This is a genomic window from Sphingopyxis sp. JAI108 (genome assembly GCF_013410105.1).
Taxonomy (GTDB): Bacteria; Pseudomonadota; Alphaproteobacteria; order Sphingomonadales; family Sphingomonadaceae; genus Sphingopyxis; species Sphingopyxis chilensis.
The window spans coordinates 180,032-203,178 of sequence record NZ_JACCCJ010000005.1 but is presented as its reverse complement, the minus strand read 5'-3'; the positions used below and the strand labels follow the sequence as shown (position 1 = coordinate 203,178).

Annotated in this window: 18 protein-coding genes; 7 read left to right on the top strand and 11 right to left on the bottom strand. The window is 64.9% G+C overall.

All coding sequences use genetic code 11. The annotated features are described in order from the left end of the window. Nucleotides 1-18: 18 nt before the first annotated feature. Complete coding sequence (locus HDC29_RS18550; RefSeq protein ID WP_179499758.1) at nt 19-1,323, bottom strand: MFS transporter; 1,305 nt, start codon at nt 1,321-1,323, stop codon at nt 19-21. A gap of 172 nt (nt 1,324-1,495) precedes the next feature. Between HDC29_RS18550 and HDC29_RS18545 the strand changes: the two genes are divergently transcribed. Both HDC29_RS18545 and HDC29_RS18540 read left to right on the top strand, forming a co-directional pair. Beyond that, complete coding sequence (locus HDC29_RS18545) at nt 1,496-2,650, top strand: cellulase family glycosylhydrolase (protein ID WP_179499757.1); 1,155 nt, start codon at nt 1,496-1,498, stop codon at nt 2,648-2,650. Next, nucleotides 2,647-3,588: a family 43 glycosylhydrolase gene (locus tag HDC29_RS18540; protein WP_326914297.1), complete on the top strand. Its 942-nt coding sequence runs from the start codon at nt 2,647-2,649 to the stop codon at nt 3,586-3,588. The genes HDC29_RS18545 and HDC29_RS18540 overlap by 4 nt, the downstream gene beginning before the upstream one ends. A 4-nt stretch (nt 3,589-3,592) precedes the next feature. On the opposite strand, the gene HDC29_RS18535 is transcribed toward HDC29_RS18540, so the two are convergent. After that, on the bottom strand, nt 3,593-4,324 hold the full coding sequence (locus HDC29_RS18535) for a FadR/GntR family transcriptional regulator (RefSeq protein WP_373562840.1): 732 nt from the start codon (nt 4,322-4,324) through the stop codon (nt 3,593-3,595). Between the two features lie 259 nt (nt 4,325-4,583). On the opposite strand from HDC29_RS18535, the gene HDC29_RS18530 reads away from it, so the two are divergent. From HDC29_RS18530 to HDC29_RS18520, 3 genes are all read left to right on the top strand, one after another. After that, a complete protein-coding gene (locus HDC29_RS18530; RefSeq protein ID WP_373562839.1) occupies nt 4,584-5,990 on the top strand; it encodes a sulfatase-like hydrolase/transferase in 1,407 nt (468 codons plus the stop codon). Nucleotides 5,991-6,093: 103 nt separating this feature from the next. Continuing rightward, nucleotides 6,094-7,014, top strand: a complete 921-nt coding sequence (locus HDC29_RS18525) for a formylglycine-generating enzyme family protein (RefSeq protein WP_179499790.1) — start codon at nt 6,094-6,096, stop codon at nt 7,012-7,014. 2 nt (nt 7,015-7,016) lie between these two features. Next, nucleotides 7,017-8,582: a sulfatase gene (locus HDC29_RS18520; protein ID WP_257018382.1), complete on the top strand. Its 1,566-nt coding sequence runs from the start codon at nt 7,017-7,019 to the stop codon at nt 8,580-8,582. A 67-nt stretch (nt 8,583-8,649) separates the two neighbouring features. Here the strand turns inward: HDC29_RS18520 and HDC29_RS18515 are convergent, their stop codons facing one another. From HDC29_RS18515 to HDC29_RS18490, 6 genes are all read right to left on the bottom strand, one after another. Further along, the gene (locus HDC29_RS18515) at nt 8,650-9,747 is read right to left on the bottom strand and encodes a family 43 glycosylhydrolase (protein ID WP_373562838.1); all 1,098 of its coding nucleotides are present in this window, start codon (nt 9,745-9,747) and stop codon (nt 8,650-8,652) included. A gap of 12 nt (nt 9,748-9,759) precedes the next feature. Further along, nucleotides 9,760-12,558, bottom strand: a complete 2,799-nt coding sequence (locus tag HDC29_RS18510) for a TonB-dependent receptor (protein WP_179499755.1) — start codon at nt 12,556-12,558, stop codon at nt 9,760-9,762. Nucleotides 12,559-12,745: 187 nt separating this feature from the next. Beyond that, complete coding sequence (locus HDC29_RS18505) at nt 12,746-14,167, bottom strand: sulfatase (RefSeq protein ID WP_179499754.1); 1,422 nt, start codon at nt 14,165-14,167, stop codon at nt 12,746-12,748. A 26-nt stretch (nt 14,168-14,193) separates the two neighbouring features. Beyond that, the gene (locus HDC29_RS18500) at nt 14,194-14,823 is read right to left on the bottom strand and encodes a 2-dehydro-3-deoxy-6-phosphogalactonate aldolase (protein WP_179499753.1); all 630 of its coding nucleotides are present in this window, start codon (nt 14,821-14,823) and stop codon (nt 14,194-14,196) included. Further along, nucleotides 14,820-15,698: a 2-dehydro-3-deoxygalactonokinase gene (locus tag HDC29_RS18495; protein ID WP_179499787.1), complete on the bottom strand. Its 879-nt coding sequence runs from the start codon at nt 15,696-15,698 to the stop codon at nt 14,820-14,822. The genes HDC29_RS18500 and HDC29_RS18495 overlap by 4 nt, the downstream gene beginning before the upstream one ends. Next, nucleotides 15,689-17,323: a sodium/sugar symporter gene (locus HDC29_RS18490; protein WP_179499752.1), complete on the bottom strand. Its 1,635-nt coding sequence runs from the start codon at nt 17,321-17,323 to the stop codon at nt 15,689-15,691. Before HDC29_RS18490 ends, HDC29_RS18495 begins: the two co-directional genes overlap by 10 nt. A gap of 125 nt (nt 17,324-17,448) precedes the next feature. On the opposite strand from HDC29_RS18490, the gene HDC29_RS18485 reads away from it, so the two are divergent. Further along, on the top strand, nt 17,449-18,189 hold the full coding sequence (locus HDC29_RS18485; protein WP_179499786.1) for a FadR/GntR family transcriptional regulator: 741 nt from the start codon (nt 17,449-17,451) through the stop codon (nt 18,187-18,189). A gap of 16 nt (nt 18,190-18,205) precedes the next feature. Here the strand turns inward: HDC29_RS18485 and HDC29_RS18480 are convergent, their stop codons facing one another. The 3 genes from HDC29_RS18480 to HDC29_RS18470 are packed head-to-tail and all read right to left on the bottom strand — an operon-like array spanning nt 18,206 to nt 22,030. Then, nucleotides 18,206-19,351 (bottom strand): aldose epimerase family protein, encoded by a 1,146-nt coding sequence (locus tag HDC29_RS18480; protein ID WP_179499751.1) that lies wholly within the window; start codon nt 19,349-19,351, stop codon nt 18,206-18,208. 13 nt (nt 19,352-19,364) lie between these two features. Further along, complete coding sequence (locus HDC29_RS18475; protein ID WP_179499750.1) at nt 19,365-20,219, bottom strand: SMP-30/gluconolactonase/LRE family protein; 855 nt, start codon at nt 20,217-20,219, stop codon at nt 19,365-19,367. After that, nucleotides 20,219-22,030, bottom strand: coding sequence for an IlvD/Edd family dehydratase (locus HDC29_RS18470; RefSeq protein WP_179499749.1), 1,812 nt, complete (start codon nt 22,028-22,030; stop codon nt 20,219-20,221). The genes HDC29_RS18475 and HDC29_RS18470 overlap by 1 nt, the downstream gene beginning before the upstream one ends. 109 nt (nt 22,031-22,139) lie before the next feature. Here HDC29_RS18470 and HDC29_RS18465 point away from each other — a divergent pair, with 109 nt between their 5' ends. Beyond that, entirely contained in the window at nt 22,140-23,060 is a 921-nt protein-coding gene (locus tag HDC29_RS18465; protein WP_179499748.1) for a Gfo/Idh/MocA family protein, read from the top strand. The last annotated feature ends 87 nt before the right edge of the window (nt 23,061-23,147 follow it).

Sequence of the window (23,147 nt, the reverse complement as noted above, 5' to 3'; positions counted from 1 at the left end):
TTATATGATCAATGTGTTTTATAAAGAGTCGCCGGACGTGGCAACCGGAAAACGGTCTGCGCCGCTCCGCGGAATGCGGCGCTCGATCAGGAAGATCGCCATCGCCGAAAAAGCGAGCATCGCGGCGAGGAAGATCATCGGCGCCAGGTCGCTGCCCGTCGCATCATGGATTTTCGGCACGACCGCCTGCGCGACGAAGCCGCCGAGATTGCCCACCGAATTGATCGCTGCAAAGCCGGCCGCCGCCGCCGCCCCGGTCAGGAAGCGCCCCGGCAGAACCCAGAAAAATGGCTGGCCGGCAAAGATCGCCGCAGCTGCAATGCACAGCGCCGCAAACTGAAGCACCGGCGACGGCAGCGCGGCTGCCATCACCAGGCTGAAGGCGCCGATGAGCGCCGGTCCCACCATGAAGCGGCGCGAACCGATGCTACGCGCAGCCCGTCGCGGAAGCCACCAAAGCGCCGCAGCGACGACCAGCCAGGGGATGATGTTGAGCAGGCCATTGACGCCATCGCTGACCCCGAAACCGCGAACGATCGTCGGGAGCCAATAGCTGAGACCATAGGCCGAGAGCGGAAAGCCAAGAAAAGCGACGCAAAGCAGCAACACGCGCGGGTCGCCGAGCGCGCGCAGCGGATTGGCGTGTTCGCGCGCGCCGCCCTCAGCCGCAAGCGTTGCCGCGAGCCATTGTTTTTGTCCGTCCGTCAACCACCCGGCCTCGGCAGGCCCGCGCGGCAGGCGCGCGAGCACGACAGGAACGAGCAGCAGCGCGGGGATCGCGGTAACGATGAACACCCATTGCCATCCGCGCAATCCAGCGAGGCCATCGAGTTCGAGCAGCAGACCGCCCAATGCCGCTCCCACCGCATTGGCGAACGCGCTCGCGATCAGGAACAGCCCGATCGCCCGCGCGCGCTCGGCCTGCGGGAACCAGAGGGTGAGCAGATAGAGGACGCCGGGAAAGAAGCCCGCCTCGGCGACGCCCAGCAGGAACCGCAGGATATAGAAGCTGGTCGGCGTCCACGCGAAGCCGAGCGCCAGGGTGACGAGCCCCCACGCCCCGATGATCCGCGCGAACCAGATGCGCGGCCCGACGCGCTCGAGGATCAGATTGCTCGGAATCTCGAAGATGCAATAGCCGAGGAAGAAGAGCGCCGAACCCAAACCGTAGGCGGCTTCGCTGAGCCCGAGGTCGCCGACCATCTGCAGCTTCGCATAGGCGACATTCTGCCGGTCGATATAGGCGACGAGGTAAAGCAGGCAGAGCAGCGGCATCAGCCGCCATGTGATGCGCCGGACCGTCGTCGCGCCGATGTCGTCCATATCTGCCTCTCCCCATCGTCGCTCTGCGGACCGTTGAGGCGACTGGAACGCCTTCGATTTATTTATACGATATATATGCTTCCTATCCGGGCAAATCGATTCTATCAATGGCCATCGATGTGGCGCGGGAGCGAACCGACTCCCGCCAAGGACACCAAGAGGGAGAAGAGACATGATCCGCCGGAGCTTCCTGCTCACCGCCGCCGCCGCTTTCACGATTGCCGCCACCGCCGCCCAGCCCGCCGCCGCGCGCGAGCAATGGTCGAAGGAACAGGCGAACGCATGGTATGACAAGCAGCCGTGGCTGATCGGTTCCAACTACAATCCCGGCTCGGCGGTCAACGAGCTCGAAATGTGGCACGAGCCCACTTTCGATCCCGCGACGATCGACAAGGAACTCGGCTGGGCGTCGAGCATCGGCATGAACACGATGCGCGTCTTCCTGCATAACCTGCTCTGGGAAAACGACCCCGAGGGTCTCAAGAAGCGGATGAACGAATTTCTCGTCATCGCCGACAAGCACAAGATCAAGATCATGTTCGTGCTGTTCGACAGCGTTTGGGATCCAAACCCGGTTTACGGCCTGCAAAGCCCGCCGATCCCTGGCGTCCACAATTCGCGTTGGGTGCAGGCGCCAGGCGAGGCGCGGCTGAAGGACGCGAGCCAGTATCACAAGCTGGAGGGTTATGTGAAAGACATCGTCGGCACCTTTGCCGGCGACAAGCGCATCATCGCCTGGGACGTGTGGAACGAGCCCAACAACAAGGGCGGCGGCAATTACGAGCACATCCCCGACAAGAATAAATATGTCGCGCTGCTGCTGCCGCAGGTCTTCGAATGGGCGCGCGGCGCCAACCCCAGCCAGCCGCTCACCTCGGGCGTTTGGATCGGCGAGAATTGGGACAATATGGACAAGGTCGACGCGGTCGAGCGCACCCAGCTGACCCAGTCGGACATCAACAGCTTTCACGATTACAGCTGGCCCGAAAAGTTCGAGAAGCGCGCGAAGCAGATGCTGAGCTATGGCCGTCCGGTGCTGTGCACCGAATATATGGCGCGCGGCAACGGATCGACCTTTGACGGGTCGCTGCCGCTCGGCAAGAAATATAATATCGGCATGTACAATTGGGGCTTCGCCGACGGCAAGACGCAGACGCGCCTGCCGTGGGACAGCTGGAAAAAGCCCTATACCTATGACGAGCCGACGATCTGGTTCCACGAGGTTTTCCGCGCCGACGGCCAGCCCTATCGCCAGGCCGAAGTCGATCTGATCAAGCGCCTCGCCGCCGCGCCGAAGGGCGTCGTGCCGATGGCGAACGCCAAGTGATCGGGGGGCCGGTGCTCCGCCGCACCCTGCTCACCGCGCTGCTCGTCAGTTCGGCCGCAGCTGCGGCGGATGCGCCGGCCCCGCCCTCGTTCGACGGCGCCGATCCCGACATCGAGGCGGCGGACGGGCGTTATTACATCTATCCCACCAATTCGGGCGACACCTCGCGGTTGCACGTCTGGACCTCCTCCGACCGGCGCCAATGGAAAAAGGGCGCCGAGCTGATCCGGCTCGACCAGATCGGCTGGATCGGCGACGACGGTGCGCCGCGCCACGCGCTGTGGGCGCCCGACATGGTCGCCGCGAACGGGCGCCATTATCTTTATTTTTCGGTCGGGCCGCAGAATCCGACACCAAGCCGGATCGGCGTCGCGACCTGCGCGGGCCTCGAAGGGCCGTGCACCGACAGCGGCAAGCCGTTCGTCACCGGCGGCAACGGCTTCGAGGCGATCGACCCCGCGGTGTTCGTCGATCCAAAGAGCAAGACGCCCTATCTCTATGCCGGCGGCAGCGCGGGCGCGAAGCTGCGCGTCTGGACGCTGAAGCCCGACATGGTGACGATCGACCGCGAGGTTCCGGTCGAAACGCCGCCAAATTTCACCGAAGGCGCGTTCATGCACGAACGCGGCGGCACCTATTACCTCTCCTATTCGTCGGGCAGCTATCGCCACGACAGCTATCAGGTCCATTATGCGACCGCGCTCTCGCCGACCGGCCCCTGGATCTATCGCGGCAAGATCGTCGAGAGCGACGCGCGCTTCAAGGGGCCCGGCCACCACGCATTCCTGCACGATCCCGCCGATGGCGGCTGGTATATCGCCTATCACCGCTGGGAAGGGCAGACCGGACCCGGCCCGTACAAGGGCAGCCGTAAATTTACCGTCCAGCCGATCGTCTATCGCGTCGATGGCACGATCGTGCCGTTGGAAATGCGCTAAGCGCTTATGCCTCGGCGTCGTCGATCAGCGTCAGCACGTCGCCGATCAGATGGCGCATCGCGCTCCGCGCCGCATCGGGATCATGCGCCGCGATCGCATCGCGAACCGCAGCATGGTCGGCGACACTCGCACTGCGTCCCTTGATCCGGTTGGTGAAGCGGATCGACGTGCGCAGCGCCGTGCTCACCACATCGCGGAACTGCGCATAGAAGGGATTGTTCGACGCGCGCAGGATGGCGACGTGGAAGGCAATATCGGCCTCCAGCGTATCGTCCTCGCCGCGCTCGGCCGCCGCCATGCGGTCGAGCCCGTCACCGATCCGTTTCAGCTCCTCGGGCCGTCCGAACTGCGCCGCGAGCGCCGCCGCTTCGGGCTCGATCGCAACGCGCAGCTGGTTGAACTGCTTGAGCAGCTCGATCGAGAATTGCCGTTCGAGCAACCAGCGCAGCACATCGGTGTCGAACAGGTTCCACGACGAGGTCGGCTGCACGACCGTACCCTGCCGGGGCCGCGCGCTCAGCAGCCCCTTCGCGGTCAGCATCTTCACCGCCTCGCGCGTCACCGATCGGCTGACGCCGTGGCGCTTGGTCAGCTCGGCCTCGGTCGGAAAGGCTTCGTCGTCGAACTGTCCGGTGACGATGGCGCGCCCCAGATTGTCGAGCAGCCCATAGGTCAGGTTGCGCCCGAGCGAAGCGGGCGCGTCATCCTGCCCCAATCCCGATGGTTCCAACGACACGGCGTTCGCCTCCTTTTGAAAAGCCGCGGATCGGCCCTGGCGGCGATGTTAAACCGAACAGAAAAGTAGACAAGCCTAATTAATACGATAAATATACATTACTCGCCGAGGAGGAATCGGGAGGTTGGGAGAGAATATGGTCATGTCGTCGTCCACCATCCCTTTACCCGCCACCGGAAAAGCTCGCGGCCCGCTACGCTCGGCTGCCGGCAGGCGGTTTTTTGCTGCCGCGGCGATGGGCCTGGCAGCGATCGCGACCGTGCCCGCTGCGACGGCCCTGGCACAGGCATCGCCCCCGGCACGCGCGGCCGAACCCTCTCGACAGGCCGAGCGCCGGCCCAATATCCTTTTCATCCTCGTCGATGACATGGGCTTCGGCGACCTGTCGGTGATGGGGAACAAAAAGGTCGCGACGCCCAATATCGACCGGCTGGCCAAGGACGGCGTGCTGCTCACCAAATTCTATGATGCGGCCCCGATCTGCTCCTCGTCGCGCGCGGGTTTCCTGACCGGACGCTTCCCCGCCGACGTCGGCTTTGTCGGCATTACCGGCGCGCGTGCGCGCAACGCCGAAATCGGGCAGGTCGACTGGCTCGACCCGAAACTGCCGACGATCGCCCGCCTGCTCCAGCAGAACGGCTATAAAACCGCGCATATCGGCAAGTGGCATTTGGGCGGCGGGCGCGACATTGGCGACGCGCCATGGCCGAAGGCCTATGGCTTCGACAAGAGTTTCACGACCTTCGAGGGGCTCGGCCCGCGCGTGCTCGTTTCGGACGAGGAACGCTTCCTTGCGCAGCAGTCGGACAAGCTCGGCGAGGGTCCGCGCTTCTGGGAGATCAAGACCAACCTCACCGGCCTTTACGCCGACATGACGGTCGATTTCGTCGCGCAGAATTCACAGAAACCGTGGTTCGTGAACCTCTGGCTCAACGACATCCACGATCCCTGGGCGCCCGACGACGAAAGCCTGTCCGACGTCATGGGCAAGGGGGATTCCTCCGACGACGACCGGATGCTCGCGTCGCTGGTCAAGATGGACAAGACGCTCGGCCGCCTGATCGAACGCCTCGACCAGATGGGCGAAATGGACAATACGCTCGTCCTTTTCACATCGGACAACGGACCTTCTTCGCTGGCGCGCTACCACGAGCGCGGCGAAACCGCGCCGGGCAGCACCGAGGGGCTGCGCGGGCGCAAGTTCAGCCTTTACGAAGGCGGCATCCGCCAGCCGCTGATCATGCACTGGCGCGGCCATATGAAGGCAGGAACGCGCGACGAGCAGACGGTGGCGCAGGGGGTCGACCTGCTCCCGACCTTTGCCAGCATCATCGGCGCCCGGAAGCCGGCGGGCAGCGCGGGCATCGATCTGTCGCCGGCGCTTCAGGGCCAGCCCGTCGCGCAGCGACCCGACCTGTTCTGGGCCTATGGCAAGGAAGGCCGGCCGATGCTGGGCAAACCCAGCCAGGCGATCGACGTCTCGCCGCGCTTCGCGGTGCGCGAGGGCGACTGGAAGCTGCTCGCGAACGACGGCGGCGCCGACGTCGAGCTTTACAACCTTGCGCGCGATCCGATGGAGAAGCAGGATCTGGCGGCAGGCGAGCCGGAGGTACGCGGGCGGTTGCTCGCCAAGCTCAAGAAATGGCTTGCCCAGCTGCCCGAATGAGCGGGCCGCACACGCCGAACCCCGACCGAAACGAGATGATCCCCCGACCATGAAAGCCGCATCGCGCCGCGCCGCCTCTCCCCCCGCCCCGTCGCTCGACGGCATGCGGCATATCGAGGGCGGCACCTTCACCATGGGGTCGGACCGCTTCTATCCCGAGGAACAGCCGCTGCGCCGCGTCAAGGTCGACAGCTTCTGGATCGACGAAACCCCGGTGACCAACCGCGCCTTCGCCGAATTCGTCGCGGCGACGGGCTACCGCACGCTCGCCGAACTTGCGCCCGACCCCAAACTCTATCCCGGCGCCGATCTGGAGGGCATCGAGCCCGGATCGCTCCTGTTCCAGAAGGCCGACGGCCTGATCCCGCTCGACGACCCGTCGGGATGGTGGGCCTTCGTCCCCGGCGTCAACTGGCGCCATCCCACCGGCCCCGACAGCTCGATCGACGGGATGGAGGATCACCCCGTCGTCCACGTCGCGCACAGCGATGCCGAAGCCTATGCGAAATGGGCGGGCAAGTCGCTGCCGACCGAGGCCGAATGGGAATATGCGGCGCGCGGCGGCATCGACGGGCAAGAATTTGCGTGGGGCGACGAGCTGGCGCCGGACGGCGCGATCCTCGCCAACTATTGGCTTGGCCTGTTTCCCGTCTCGACGACCAAGCCCGACGGCAATTACCGCACGACGCCGGTCGGCAGTTTTCCCGCCAATGGCTACGGCCTGTTCGACATGATCGGCAATGTCTGGGAATGGACGCGCGACTGGTATGCCGCGCCGCAGTCGGCGAAGACCAAGTCGCCCTGCTGCGCGGTCGCCAACCCGCGCGGCGCAACGCTCGCGCAAAGCTATGACGATGCGAATCCCGGCGCGCGCATCGGCCGCAAGGTCATGAAGGGCGGATCGCATCTTTGCGCCGTCAACTATTGCCAGCGCTACCGCCCGGCGGCGCGGCATCCGCAACATGTCGACAGCGCGACGAGCCACATCGGCTTTCGCTGCGTGTCGCGACGAAAGGGAGAATGAAGATGCGACGGACCGCCCACTGGAGCCGCCGGGCGATGCTCGCGCTGCTGATCACGGCAACCTCGGCGTGCAGCCAGACCCCGGCGCCGCGGGCGGCGCTGACGCCTGCGCCAGCACCCGCGACAGCGCAGCGGCCCAACGTCCTGCTCATCCTCGTCGACGATCTCAAGCCCGCGCTTGGCACCTATGGCGACCGCACCGCGATCACCCCGAACATGGACCGCCTCGCGCAGCGCGGGCTGAAGTTCAATCTTGCCTATGCCAACGAAGCCGTCTGCGGGCCGAGCCGCATCAACCTGATGACCGGCGCGCGCTCGACGAGCAGCGGCATCTATAATTTCGGGATGAACCTGCGCGATTATATGCCGGGCGCGGTGACGCTGCCGCAGCATTTCATGCGCGCGGGCTACCACACCGAAAGCATGGGCAAGGTCTATCACATCGGCCACGGCACCGTCGGCGATACCGCCGGCTGGTCGGTCCCGCACCATAAGGAAAAGGTGATCGAATATGTCGATCCCGCCAGCACCGGCGGCAAACCGACGCAGGAAGAGGCGCTGTTCGAAGAGATTCCGGTGCCCGAGGGCAATCCCTTTGCCTATGCGCGCACGTTGGCGCGCGGCGCCGCCTGGGAAATGCCCGACGTCGCCGACGACGCCTATGCCGACGGCCGCACCGCCAAGCGCGCCGAGGAACGGCTGAAGGCGCTGAAACAGGGCAACCAGCCCTTCTTCCTCGCGGTCGGATTTGCGCGCCCGCACCTGCCCTTCTCCGTGCCGAAGCGCTATTGGGACATGTATGATCCAGCGAAGCTGCCGATGCCGGATTTCGAGCAACTGCCCGCTGGCGCGCCCGCCTATACTGACAAGCAAGGCGGCGAGATCACGGCCTATCGCGAGCCGCCGGAGGATGTTCGCGGCGACAAATTCCCGGCCGAGCTGAAACGCACGCTGCTGCACGGCTATTATGCCGGCGTCTCCTATGTCGACGTCCAGATCGGCAAGGTGCTGAAAGCGCTCGAACGCGAGGGGCTCGCCGATAACACGATCGTCGTCCTGTGGGGCGACCATGGCTATCACTTGGGCGATCACGGAATCTGGACCAAGCACACCAATCTGGAGCAGGCGACGCGCATCCCGCTGATCTTCGCCGGTCCCGGCGTCGTCAAGGGAGGTTCGACCGACCAGCTCGCCGAGACCGTCGATATCTACCCGACGCTCGCCGCGCTCGCCGCGCTGCCCGCCCCCAACGGACCGCAGCCGATCGACGGCATCTCGCTCGCGCCGGTGCTGCATGACCCGGCGACGCGCGTTCGCGGCTATGCTTATCACGCCTATCCGCGTCCGGGACGGCTCGGGCAGGCGATCCGCACCGATCGCTATCGCCTCGTCCGCTGGACCGAAGAAAAGACCGGCGCGCGCGACTATGAACTCTACGACCTCGTCGCCGATCCCGAAGAGACGCGCAACCAGGCGGACGCGCTGCCCAAGGTGCGCGCCGAACTCGACGCGATCCTCGACACCCAGCCCGCGGCGCGGCCGATCAACGGCAAGCCTCGCCGGAACTGAGGGGTTCGGGGAATAAGGAAAAGGCCGCGGTACCCGCGGCCTTTTCTTTATCACAAGCGCAGGGCGGTCAGCGCCCGCGCGACGGAACCGGAAGCGGCGTGTCGCTGGCGACGGGCTCGCCGAACTGCGGCCACCCCGCCTCGCTCCACCCGAAACGCTGGATATGCGGCGCGCGCGCGGACGTGCATTTCATCCCCGGCCCCGGATTGGCGTGATAGATGATCCAGTTTTCCTTGCCGTCGGGCGAGGTGAAAAAACCGTTGTGTCCGGTCGCATAGACGCCGTTCGCGCTCTTGAACACCGGCTGGGCGGTCTTGGTCCAGACCTTGGGATCGAGGACGTCCGACCTTGCGGGCGCGTGGAGCAGGCCGAGTGAATAGTCGTCAGACCAGCAGGCGCTCGCCGAGTAGGTCAGGAACAGATCGCCCTTCGGCCCCAGTAGAAACTCCGGACCTTCGAGGATCTGGCGCCCGCCCTGCTTTTCCCAGGACTTGTCGGGCATCGCGATCACGCTTTCGGGTCCGGTGAGCGTCCAGGGGTTGCGCATTTCGGCGATCGCCAGCCCGCTGTCGGAACCGATATAGGGCGAGTAAGCGAAATAGCGTTTGCCGCCATGTTCGAAGACCGTGCCGTCGATCCCGGCGCGCGCGGTATTCACGCGCCCCTTGTCCACCCATTCGCCCTGCATCGGATCTGCGCCCGCATTCTCGAGCACAAAGACCGCGCGGTGTTGGTCGTCCTTGAAGCCGCTCGCGGTCGCCGAATAATAGAGATACCATTTGCCGTCGAGCCGGTGGAGTTCGGGTGCCCAGATGCTGTGTGCGTTCGGCCCCCTGGTGGGGGGCGTCCACACGACCCGCTTCTCCGCTTTCGCGAGGTCGGCGATATCGTCGGTCCGCCAGAGCATGAGGCGATTGCCGAGCGTATGCGTGTAATAATAGACGCCGTCGACCTGCGTGATCCAGGGGTCGGGCCCCGACGTGAGCAGCGGGTTGGTGAAGGTCGGCGGCGCCGGCGGCGCCTCCATCCCGCACGCCGCGGCGGGCAGCATCGCCAAAGACGCGGCAGCGGCGAGCAAACCCATCGACCGCAAGATGGGCGAGCCCATGTCCTTTTCCGCGCGGCGGGTCGAACCCGCCGCGCCCTGTTTCAGCCAGATCGTCACGTATTTCCCTCGTTAGAATTTCACCCGGGCACCGATGCTATACACCGTCTCGTCGCCCTGCAGGGCGAACACGACGCGTTCGTCGCCCCAATAGGTCGACGTCTTGTTGCGCAGGATGTTCGTCCCGCCGATGTCGAGCCGCAGCGCATCGGTCACATCATAACCGATGCTGAAGTCGAGGCGGCCGGCAGGCCGGACATAGGACAGGAACACCGGGATATAGGGCGCGTCGACCGGCCGACCTTCGTCATAGGGTCGCACCGCGACGCCGCCCGTATTGTCGCCGTTGATATATTTCGACCGGAAGGTCCAGATCAGGCGCCCGCTCAGACCCTTTTTGTCATAGAGCAGTCCGGCGGTGTAATTATATTTGGACACGCCGACCAGCGGATTGCCCGCGAGGGGATCGTCGCCCTTGATCTTCGAATCGGCGAGCGTGAACGCCCCCTGCACGCCGAAGCCCGACAGCGCGCCTGGCAGGAAGTCGAAGAAATATTGGGCGCTGACCTCGATGCCCTTGAGGTCGACCGATCCGACATTGCGCGGGGTGGAGATCAGGTAATTTTCGCCGCCGATCTCCTCCTGCCGGTTGGCGGTGACGACACGGTCCTTGATCGAGCGATAATAACCGGTGATCGCGACATAGCCGCTGTCGAAATAATATTCGGCGGTCAGGTCGATGCTGTCAGATTGCTGCGGGCGCAGGTCGGGATTGCCGCGCTGGCCGTTGTTGATGAGGAACACGTTACCGACGACGGTCAGCGATTCGGAAGGGTTGAGCGAACCGAAATCGGGGCGGCGCATCGAGCGGGAATAGGTCAGGCGCGTCTGGAACGAGCCCGGGAATTTCAGGCGCGCGGTCGCCGACGGCAGGATATCGACGTCCGACCTCTTGGCAACGATCGGGCTGAAGGCATCGCTGCCCTCGACGCGCTCGAAGCCGGAGATGGTGCGGTCGGTCTTGACGACGCGCGTGCCGACCACCCCGTCGAGGGTGAGCGCGCCGATCGGGATTTCATAGCCGCCCTCCAGATAGGCGGCCAAGGTTTCCTCGCTGGCGTTGAATTCCTTGGTCGGATCGTAAGGCGGCGCCTCGAGCGGCAGGCCGAACAGGTCGCGCAGTTCGTTCCGCCCACGTTCGGACCGCAGATAGGCGGGATTCACGCCCAGGAACGCCTGCCCGCCATTGAGCCGCGGCGCGACGCCGATCACACCCAGGAAATCGGGCGACAGCGGCAACGAAGAAATCAGCCGCGCATTCGCTTCCGACGGGGTACCGATATTGCCGAAGCCGATCGACTGCACGGTGTTGGTCTGGCGCACTTCCTGGAACCGCGCCTCGCGCTTGGCGTAACGCAGGCCGCCGCGAAGCTTGGTCAATATGCCGTCGAATTCATATTCGCTGTCCATGCGCGCCTGGAACAGGCTGCCCTTGCCGGTCGAGAAATTCTGGTTGATCGAATTGCGCAGCGAGACATTTTCGGAGCTGAGCGGGATCGACGGATCGATCGTGAAAGATGGGCCGTCATTATCGTCGAATTCGACGAAGACCGTCGGCACGCGCTGGCCGACTTCGGCGTTGAAATTCTCGGTCACCGAGCGCGACGTCTGATAGGCGACGTCGACCTTGAGCACGCCGCGATCCTGTTCGAAAATCAGGCCGCCGGCGACCATCTTGTTCCGCTGCGTCACCTCTTCAGACGAGCTGTTCTGGTTGACCACGACATTGTTGAAGCGCGCGCTCGTGGGCTCGCACATCGTTCTGACAGTCGCGGGCTGAAGCGTTTGCGTGCCATCGGCATTGTTCACGATCTGCGGGTTCGTCCCCGCGCCGTTGACGCGCGCGTCGATGCAATAATCGCTAAGGGTGATCTCGGCGATCTGCGAATTGTTGGTGAAAGGCTGGGGGTTGAAACCGGCGAAGCCCGTCGTGCTGTTGAAATAGGTATAAAGGCCGTCGGCATAGAATTGCAGCGACGGGGTCGCCTGCCATTGCAGCGCGGCATTGGCCTGGAAACGCTTGATATCGCCGACGTCGGGCATGTTGCGCAGCACCTGCGGCATCATGATGTCCGCCGTGCCGAAGGGCGCGCCCGAGACGAAGCGGCGTTCACCCAGATTGGTGACGCTGCGAATATTCTCGGCCTGCGAATAGGTCACATTGACCAGCGCGCCGATCTCGCCAATCGACGAATCGGTCTTCGCGGCGGCGAGCGCGCCGAACTGCGGGTTGCTCGCGTCGGCGGTCGTCGCGTAATTCTGGCGCGCCGTCAGGACCAGTGTCGGGTCGCGGAAGCTGAACGGGCGGTTGAGACGCAGGTCGAGCGCGCCCGCGACCCCACCCTCGATCTGGTCGGCGGTCTGAGATTTGAAGGCGTCGATCCGCGCGAGGGCTTCGGCGGGGACGTCCTGCAGGTCGAAGCCGCGCCCGGTCGTGGTCACGACCTCGCGCCCGTTCACCGTCGTCAATATGTCGGTGAGGCCGCGGATGCGGACGGTCGACAGTTCGTTGTTGCGGTCGTTCTGGACCTGGATGCCCGGAACGCGCTGCAGCGCCGCGGCGACGGTCGGGTCGGGCAGCTTTCCGATGTCGGTCGCGACGATCGAATCGACGACCTGCGTGGCGTTGCGTTTCACCTCCGCCGCGCGTTCGAGCGACTGGCGCACGCCGGTGACGACGATGTCGCCGTCGGCGCTTTCCGCTTGCCGGGACTGATCCTGCGCCGCCGGCGCCGCCATATCCTGAGCAACCGCCGGCATCGAAACGAACACGGCCGTCGCCGACACCGCGCCCAACAAAGTCTTACGCATAACCCTCTCCCTGTTCGACGCGTTTCGCGCGCTCGTCACCGGCCCCGGTCGCGGGATCGATTCTTGAAACGATAAATAATATAAAACGGAGAATACCGCAACGCGCGATCGCGACGTGGCACCGCTAGAAAAAATGCGCCGGAGGTGGATTCGGCGCATTTTTTTGTCGATTGAACGGTGACCGTTCTCAGTCGCCCTCGCCGTCCATCGCGCCGCGTTCGAAGCGGGGTTTGACGGGAACCGCCCCGCTGTCGCCCTGCGCCTTGCGCCACGCGGCGAGCCGGCCGCGAAGTTCCGACAATGTCTTGGCGTAGCGCGGGTCGCCGGCCAGGTTCACCTTTTCATCGGGGTCCGCCTTCAGGTCATAAAGTTCCTCGGCGGGCCGCTTGTAATAGCTGTCGACGATCGCCTTGGCGGCGGGGTCCTTGTCCGCCGCGTCGCGCCACGAAGGGAAATAGGCGCCCGAATCGGTGCGCTTCACCTTCAGGTCGATGTGCGTCGTGTAAGTCCAGTCGGGGTGGAGGTTTTCGATATATTTCCAGCGATCGGTGCGGATGCTGCGCATCGGATAGACGTTCACGCGGCCGTCATTGTTATGCGTGGTGAAAATCTCTTTCCGCCCTGCGGCCTGCTTGCCGACGCCCACCAGGCCGGCAAAGGAAAGGCCGTCGATGCCTTCGGGTGCCTTGCCTCCGGCAAGCTCGACCAGCGTCGGCAGGACATCGACCCAGCTCACCATCGCGTCGGTACGGGTTCCCGCCTTCACATGGCCGTTCCAGCGCACGACCATCGGCACGCGCGTGCCCGTGTCATAGAGGTTCCACTTCCCGAACGGCCACTGCGTGCCATGGTCGGTCGAATAGAGAACGAACGTGTCCTTCCCCAGCACGGCATCGACCGCGTCCATCGTCGACGCGAGATCCTGGTCCATCCGCGTCACCGCGGCATAGAAGCGCGCGCGCGCATCGCGCGTGATCGGCGTGTCGACCGTCTTCGGCGGCAGCTTCATCGCCGCCGGATCATAGCCTTCGGTCGTCCGCGGCCACGGCACATGCGGCCAGTTGCTGCCCACGAACAGCGCGAGCGGGCGCTTGTCCTTGCGCTCCTTCAGCCATTCGGCCGCAGCCGGAATGCCCTTGTGATCGTGGAAGGTGTCGTTCGCATAATAATCGAAACCATAGGTTCCGGTGTGCTGATAGTGCGCGACCTTGCCGAAGGCGACGACCTGATACCCCTGTTCCTGCAAATAGGACGGCAGCTTGCGGATCGCCGCGTTGGCGCGGTCGTGGTTCGCCTCCGCCCCGTTGCGCGCGGGCATCATGCCGGTGAGCAAGGCGGCGCGGCTCGGCGCGCAGGCGGGCGAGGCGACGAAGGCACGGTCGAACGACATGCCTTCGGACGCGAGGCGCTGCAACGCCGGGGTGCGGACATTGGCGTCGCCGTTGATCGACACGTCGCCGTAGCTGAGGTCGTCCGCGAGGAAGATCACGATATTGGGCTTCGCGGACGCCTTGGCGGCGCCTTGCGCGTAACCGGGCGCGGCAGACGCGAAGGAAAAGGCGAGGATGCTCGATGCGAGCACCAGATTGCGCCGGCTGAATTTACTCATCGGAAATCTCCCGGATTATGAAGTTATTATCGGCCAAGCGCGGCGATGAAGGCGCGTGCGCGCTCACCGACCTCGCCCGCAGTCACGCCCGGCCGGTAAAGCGCCGACCCGAGGCCAAAGCCCGCCGCGCCAGCCGCCGTCCATGGCGCCATATTGTCGGGCGCGATCCCCCCGACGGGCAGCAATCGCGTCCCCGCCGGAACCACCGCGCCCAGCGCCTTGAGTACCGCCGGGCTGGCGGCCTCGGCCGGAAACAGCTTCAGCGCCGTCGCGCCCGCCGCCAGCGCGGCAAAGGCCTCGCTGGGGGTCGCGAAGCCCGGAAGCGACACGAGCCCTGCTCCAACCGCCGCGGCCACGACGTCGACATTGGTGTTGGGCGAGATGATCATCGTTCCGCCCGCATCAGCGACGGCGGCAACATCGGCGGTCGTCAGCACCGTCCCGGCACCGATTACCGCACGTCCTTTCAAACGGCCCGCGAGGCGGCCGATGCTGTCCAGCGGGTCGGGCGAGTTCAGCGGCACTTCGATCAGCGTGAAGCCCGCCTCGACCAGCGCCTCGCCGATCGCCTCGACTTCGTCCGGTTTCACCCCGCGCAGGATCGCGATCAACGGGCAGCGGGCGAAGGCGGCGTCGAAGGCGGCAATATGGGTCATAGGGCATTGTCTCCGATGGCGAGGATGCCGCGCGCAAAGGCGCTATGGCTGTCGACGATCACCGGCTCGCGGCCGGTCGCCGCGACGGCGGTGGCATAAAGATTGCCGAGCGCAGGGTCGGCGAGAATATGGATCTGCTCGAACGCGCAATCGTCCATGCGCGCGGTGACATCGGCCCCGATCAGCACGCCGCTCGCGAAGGAGGCCGCATCGGCATCGTCGCGCAGGCCGAGCACCGACGCCGCGCGGATGCCGAACAGCGAGGCGGCGAGGTCGCGCCGCGCGCCTTCGGCCAGCCCTTCGCGAAACGCGTCGCCGTCAGTGACCTCAGCGGTCAGCGAACCCGCGAGCAGGCTGTGTCCGCGAAGCAAAGCGAAAAGCTCGCCCGTCATCGCGGTGGTGAAGCCGGTGATGCGCCCGCCGGCCATCGTCGCCCATTTGCAATGCGTTCCGGGCTGCACGAGCAGCGCGTCGGGCGGCGACATCCAGCCCGCCACCGCGCCGAGCAACTGCACCTCCTCGCCGCGCATCACGTCGGCGCGGCCATTTTGCGAACAGGAAACGCCCGGTACGATCGCAGTCCGGTCATCGATCCAGTCGAGCCCCGCGACCAGCTCGTCGATCCCCGCCGGCGCCGCGACATAGGGCACGACGCGCCAGCCGACGGTCGAGCCGACCATGCCCGCGAGCAGCATCGGCAGGTCGCCGAAGCGCTCGCGGATCGCCGCGACTTCGCCCGCGAAGTCGCTGACCGACGCAGCGCCGCGGTCGTCGCGCTCGGTATGCGCGACCGCGCCGCCCTCGAAGCGGAACACACGCCGGTTGGTCGTGCCCCAGTCGATGGCGAGAAAGGCGGACGGCGCGCTCACCACCAGGTCGCGTAGAGCGCGATGAGGATCAGGATCACCAGCACCCCGGCGATATTGAAGCCCCTGGTCGTGGCGAAAGAGACGCCTTGCATGACGATCCGGTTGCTGTCGGCACGCGCGGGGCGTGCGAGCGAGACGATCACCGCCAACGCCAGGCTGGCGAAGAAGACGATGAGCATGCGATCCATAAAAGGTACGGCGTTGAACGCCGCGATCCCGCCCCATTCGGCAGGGAACCAGAAAATGAGGCTGAACAGCACCGAGGCGACAGCACCGACCAGCGCCCCTGCTTCGGTCGCGCGGGGCCAGAACAGGCCGAGCAGGAATATGACGGTGATGCCCGGCGTCACGAAACCGGAGAATTCCTGGATATACTGGAATGCCTGATCGAGGCTGCCGAGCAAGGGACGCGCGGTGAAGATCGCGAGAAGCGTCGCGACGACGGCGGTGATCCGGCCGACAAAAACGAGCTGGCGTTCGTGCGCGCTGGTGAGGTTAGCGTCCTGACTGGCATCCTGCGCTCGCGACTCCACCCCTTTCATCTTGGCATAGAGGTCGAGCGTGAAAATGGTGGCGACCGAATTGATCTTGGACGCCGTCGAGGCGATGATTGCCGCGACCAATGCTGCGAAGACAAGGCCGAGCAGGCCGACCGGGAGCAGCCCCATCATCGTCGGATAGGCCTGGTCGGGCTTGGCCAGATCGGGCGCGAGGATCACCGCAGCGATACCGGGCAGCACGATGATGACGGGCATCAGCAGCTTCAGGAAGGCGGCGAACACCACACCCTTTTGCGCTTCGCCAAGGTTCTTGGCCGCCAGCGCGCGCTGGATGATATATTGATTGAACCCCCAATAGCTGAGGTTCGCGATCCACATGCCGCCGATCAGCACCGAAAGCCCGGGCAAATCCTTGTAAAACGGATTGTCCTGCGAGAGGATCATGTCGAATTTTTCGGGCAATTCAGTGGTCAGGCGCGCAAAGCCGCCCAGCACGCCTGCATCGCCGCCGATCTGGCTGAGCGTGAGATAGGAGATGACGAGGCCGCCGAACACGAGCAGCGTCACCTGGACGATATCGGTGAGCGCCACCGCCTTGAGCCCGCCGCGAAGCTGGTAGACGAGCGCGAAGGCGCCGAGGCCGAACAAGGCGACGTCCTGGTTCACCCCCGCAACCTGGGTGACGGCGATCGAACCGAGCCACAGGATCGAGGTAAGGTTCACAAAGATGTAGAGAACCAGCCAGAATATAGCCATCACGGTGCGGATCGTCGGCCCGAACCGCTGTTCCAGGAACTGCGGCATGGTGTAGATTTCATTCTTCAGGAAGATCGGCAGGAACCATTTGCCGACGATCAGCAGCGTCAGCGCCGCCATCCATTCATAGGAGGCGATCGCAAGCCCGATGGCATAGCCCGAACCCGACATGCCGACGATCTGCTCGGCCGAAATATTCGCCGCGATCAACGACGCGCCGATCGCCCACCAGGGGAGCGATTTCGAGGCGAGGAAATAATCGGACGTGTCCTTGGTGTGCCCCGCCTTTTCGCGGCTCACCCATTGCGCGAGGCCGAAAATGCCGATGGCATATATGACGATGACGATGATATCGATTTGCGACAGGCCCGACATACGGACTCTCCCCTTGGCTGTTTATTGAAATCACATTTATCTGATTTAAACGGCTTGTCTAGCTTCCTGTGTGGAATCGGTGATAAGGCCTGTCAAAATATTGCGTGGAGACGAACGTGGCGAACATGTCGGGATTGGGAATTGACGATGCGGGACCGCAACTTGGGCGTAATCTGACCTATGGCATGCTCGATGCGATCGGGCGTGCGATCGTCGTAGGCGATTATGAGGGCGAGATATTCCCGACCGAGGCGGAGCTTGCGAAACAGCATGGCGTCAGCCGCTCGGTGACGCGCGAGGCGGTGAAGATGCTGACCGCGAAGGGGCTTCTGAGCGCCCGCCCGCGTCAGGGCACGATCGTCCAGCCCACGACATCGTGGAACCTCTTCGACACCGATGTCCTGCGCTGGCTGCTCGAGCGGCAATTTTCGATCGACCTCCTCCGGCAGTTCAACGAGCTGCGCGTCGCGATCGAACCCGAAGCGGCAGCATTGGCCGCGCGCGTCGCGACGGCGGACGATATCGAGCGGGTGAACGCGGGGCTGAAACGGATGGAAAAGGCCGAACGCGGCGACGATGATACGCTGGAAAGCGACATCGCGTTTCACATTGCCGTGCTTCGAGCCTCGCGCAACCCGTTCTACGCCCAGTTTCGCGACGTCGTCAGCACCGCGCTGCGCACCTCGATCCGCTTTACCAACCGCGTCAAGGGCCGCACCGCCAATGTCGGCGACCATGCCGCGGTGCGCGACGCGATCGTGGCCGGCAATCCCGACAAGGCGCGCAAGGCGATGCGCGCGCTGATCAGCGATGTGCTCGAACTGATCGACGCCGCCAAGCCCGACGGTGCCGCCGCCCGGGGGTGACGGCACCGGTCAGCTCCTACTGCTTCGCCTTCGCTCCGGTCGTCAGGCGATAGGTCATCACGTTGCGATAGGTGCCACCGGGCGCGAGGCGCGCGTCCGGGAAATTCTTCTGGTTCGGCGCGTCGGGGAAAATCTGCGGCTCCATGACCAGCGCGTCGCCCATCCGGTAAATCTTCTTGCTTTTGCCGTGGCTCGTCGCGTCGAAGAAATTGCCCGAATACATCTGCAGCCCCGGCTGGTTCGACCAGAGTTCGAAGCCGCGACCCGACGCCGGATCCTCGACCCGCGCCATCAGATGCTGGTCGGCTGTGACCTTCCGCCCGATCACCCAATTATGGTCGTAGCCGCGGCCGAAGACGATCTGCTCGTCGCTGGCATCGCGGACGCGGTCGCCGATCGCGGTCGGCTTGCGGAAATCGAACACGGTCCCCGCCACCGGACGATATTCACCGGTCGGAATAGCGCCCGAATCGGTCGGCAGATAGCTTTCCGCCGGGATCGTCACGACATGCCCCATCGCACCGTTCGCCGATCCCTCGCCCGACAAGTTCCAATAGGCATGGTTAGTGATGTTCGCGATCGTCGGCCGGTCGGTCGTGGCGACATATTCGATGCGCAGATCGTTATTTTCGTCGAGCGAATAGATGGCACCGACCGTCATCGTGCCGGGGTAGCCCTGGTCCCCGTCGGGGCTGACATAGCGCAGCGTGACCGACGCCGTCGGACCGCTCTTGACGGAGGTCACTTCCCACAACACCTTGTCGAAACCGAGCGTCCCGCCGTGCAGCGCGTTCGCACCATTGTTGACCGGCGTCTGCCAGGTCTTGCCGTCGAGCTTGAAGCGCCCGCCCGCGAGGCGGTTGGCGAAGCGGCCGACGGTCGATCCGAAATATTGCGGCTGGTCGATATAGTCGGCCAGATTGTCGTATCCGAGCGCGACATCGGCTTTCTTGCCGTCGCGGTCGGGCATGACGACCGATTGCAGCGTCGCGCCGAGCGCGATGACCCTTGCCGAAATGCCATTGGCGTTGGTCAGTGTCACCGCGGGTACGCTGCGCCCATCGGGCATCTTGCCGAAGGTCGATTGCGACGCCTCCGCGCCAAGCGCCGGCGTCGCCGCGACCAATGCCGCCGCGGCGGCGCCCCAAGCCAGTTTCGTCATCTTCTTCACTCCTCTAACCCTTATATTTCAGCGTCGGCAGGCCGCGACACCCCGGATCGACCTCGAACAAGGCGCCGCCATGTTCCTCGGTCACGCCATCAGACGCCGAGGTTACGAACAGCCGGTCGAGATGGGGGCCGGCAAAGGTGCAGCTGGTGATTTGCGACGCAGGAAGGTCGATATGACGATCGGGCGCACCGTCGGGCGCAAAGCGCATGACGCGCGAAGCCCCCCAACAGGCGACCCACAAGCCGCCTTCGGCGTCGAAGGTCATCCCGTCGGGATTGCCCCATTGCTCGTCGAAGACGATGAAGGGCGCGGCCTCGCCGAGCGAGCCGTCGTCCCGAACATCGAAACGAAAGATCGTCCCGCGCGCGGTGTCGGTGTGTAGCAGGAAGGCGCCGTCCGGATCGATCGCCGGACCGTTGGCGATCGTATAGGGCCCGTCGACCTGCGCCAGCGCGCCGTCCGGATCGAGGCGATAGAAGGCGCCCGAGGGCCGGTCGCAGGTGACCGGCATCGTCCCGGCCCAGATCCGGCCGCGCGCATCTGCTTTCGCATCGTTCAGCCGATTACCGGCGTTGCGCGGATCGACCGATACGATCGGCTCCCGTTCGTCGGCCTCAAGGTCGATCCGGACGATATCGCGGCCGATCCCCGCAACGAAGCCGCCCGCCTCGCGCTCGATGATCCAGGCTGCGTAATGCGGCTGGTCGAAACTGTCGACGCGCCCGTCCGCCAGCGCCATGCGGTTGATCCGCCGGCCGAGGATATCGACCCAGAACAGCGCATCGTGCCGCGCCGACCACATCGGGCCTTCGCCCAGCCGGTCGCGCCCGTCGCGCGCGATCACCCGCACATCAGACATCAGTGGCTGTCTCTCGGCAATCCATGCGTCTGCGCGACGCGCTGATATTTGACCGCCATTTCGAGGACCGCGCCGCCGTCGAACTGCCCGGTCAGCGCGCGGTGGATTTCCTGCCACGGCGTCTGCGCGGGCGGCATATAGTCGGGATCGGCCTTGAGCGCGGCGCGGCGGCGTTCGAGCTCGGCGTCGTCGACGAGCATGTTCGCCGTGCGCTTGGCAAGGTCGATACGGATGCGATCCCCGGTCCGGACAAGAGCCAGCCCGCCGCCGACAACGGCTTCGGGCGCCGCGTTCAGGATCGACGGGCTGCCGCTGGTCCCCGATTGGCGCCCGTCGCCGATGCACGGCAGCGCGTGGACGCCGCCCTGTATCAGGGCCGCGGGCGGGCGCATGTTCACGACCTCGGCGCCGCCCGGATAGCCGATCGGCCCGGCGCCGCGCATGATCAGGATCGAATTGGCGTCGGCACCAAGCGCCGGATCGTCGATGCGGCTATGATAATCTTCGGGCCCGTCGAACACGATCGCGACACCCTCGAACGCGTCGGGATCCGCCGCATTGCTTAGATAACGTTCCCGGAACTCGGGCGAAATGACGCTGAGCTTCATCACCGCATTGTCGAACAGATTGCCGCGCAGCACGGTCAGCCCCGCCGCAGGCTTCAGCGGTGCGTCGAGTTTGCGGATGATATCGATATCCTGCGTATCGGCCTCGCCGATATTCGCCGCCACCGTCTGGCCGTTGGCGGTCAGCGCTTCGCCATCGATCAGCCCAGCGCGCAGCAACTGCCCCATCACCGCGGGGACCCCGCCCGCGCGATAGAAATCCTCGGCCAGATAGCTGCCCGCCGGTTGCAGATTGACGATCAGCGGCACGTCGGCGCCTTGCGCCTCCCAATCCTCGAGCGTCAGTTCGACGCCGATATGGCGCGCGATCGCGTTGAGATGGATCGGCGCGTTGGTCGATCCGCCGATCGCCGAATTGACGCGGATCGCATTGAGGAAGGCGGTGCGAGTTAAAATATCGCTCGGCTTGCGGTCGGCGAGAACCATCTCGACGATCTGCATGCCCGTGCGATACGCGCATTCCTGCCGGTCGCGATAAGGCGCGGGGATCGCGGCCGATCCGGGCAGCGACATGCCGAGCGCCTCGGTCAGCGAGTTCATCGTCGTCGCGGTGCCCATCGTGTTGCACCAGCCGGTCGACGGCGCCGAGGAGGCGACGAGCTCGAGGAAGCCCTTATAGTCGATCTCGCCCGCCGCGAGCAGTTCGCGGGCTTTCCACACGATCGTTCCCGACCCGGTGCGCTCGCCCTTGAACCAACCGTTGAGCATCGGGCCGACCGACAGCGCGATCGCCGGCAGATTCACCGTCGCCGCCGCCATCAGGCACGCGGGCGTGGTCTTGTCGCACCCGATCGTCAGCACCACGCCATCGAGCGGATAGCCATGAATCGCCTCGACAAGGCTGAGATACTGGAGGTTGCGGTCGAGCCCAGCGGTCGGGCGCTTGCCGGTTTCCTGGATCGGATGCGTCGGAAATTCGATCGCGATGCCGCCCGCGTCGCGAATCCCGTCGCGGACGCGCTTCGCGAGCTCGATGTGGTGGCGGTTGCACGGAGTCAGGTCGCTGCCGGTCTGGGCGATGCCGATGATCGGGCGCCCCGACTGCAATTCGTCGATGCTGAAACCATAGTTCAGATATCGCTCAAGATAGAGCGCCGTCATATCCGGGTTGTCCGGGTTGTCGAACCAGGCACGCGACCGCAACCCTGCCTTGCCTTCTGGCCGCGTTTTCGCCCCGTCTCCCATATATATCCTTCTCGATGCACATTTTCAGCCCAAGGCCGGAATCGGTTGATAACCTGAACCGGCACAGATAGGAAGCATATATATCAGACAAATAAAAATGGGATGAAGAATGATGATTCGCCTGGGATTGGTCGGAATTGGAAAAATAGCGCGCGATCAGCATCTTCCGGCCATCGACGCGGACGATCGATACCGGCTTGTCGCCACCGCGAGCCGCCATGCACGGCTCGACGGCGTGCCGGGCCATACCGATATCGCGGAAATGATCGCGACCGATCATGCGCTCGACGCGGTTTCGATCTGCACCCCGCCCGTCGGTCGCCACGCTATCGCCGCGGCGGCGATCGACGCGGGGCTGCATGTCATGCTCGAAAAACCGCCCGCAGCAACTACGACCGAGATCACCGCGCTCGCCGACCACGCCCGCGCGCGCGGCGTCACCCTGTTCGCGACCTGGCATTCGCGCGAAGCCGCGGGCGTCGCTGCTGCGAGGGACTGGCTGGCCGACAAGCAGATCCGCACCGCGCATATCCGGTGGAAGGAAGACATCCGGCGCTGGCACCCGGGGCAGGAGTGGATCCTCGAAGCCGGCGGCTTCGGCGTCTTCGACCCCGGCATCAACGCACTGTCGATCATGACCGCGATCCTCCCCGCGCCGCTGCTGCTCGACGCGGCGCGAATCGACATTCCCGATTGCCGCAGTTCGCCGATCGCCGCGACGATGGCGATGCGCAGCGGCGATGCCACGGTCACCGCCGACCTCGATTTCCTGCAAACCGGGCCGCAGAGCTGGGACATCGAGGTTGAAACCGATGCCGGCATGTTGCGCCTGTCGATGGGCGGCAGCGTGCTCGAACTGCCGGGCGGTGAACCTGCGACCGGCGCGGATCGTGAATATCCGCGCCTCTATTCCCGCTTCGCCGAACTGGTCGCGGCGGGCAAGAGCGACGTCGACATCCGCCCGCTCCAGCTTGTCGCCGACGCCTTCCTCGTCGCCGAACGGCGCACGGTCGCCCCGTTCCAGTTCTGACAAGCACGCATCCCAATCGCTGACAAAAAAAGGCCCGCCTTCGAAGGGGACGGCGGGCCTTTGGGTGTGCAGACGAAAATAGTGAGG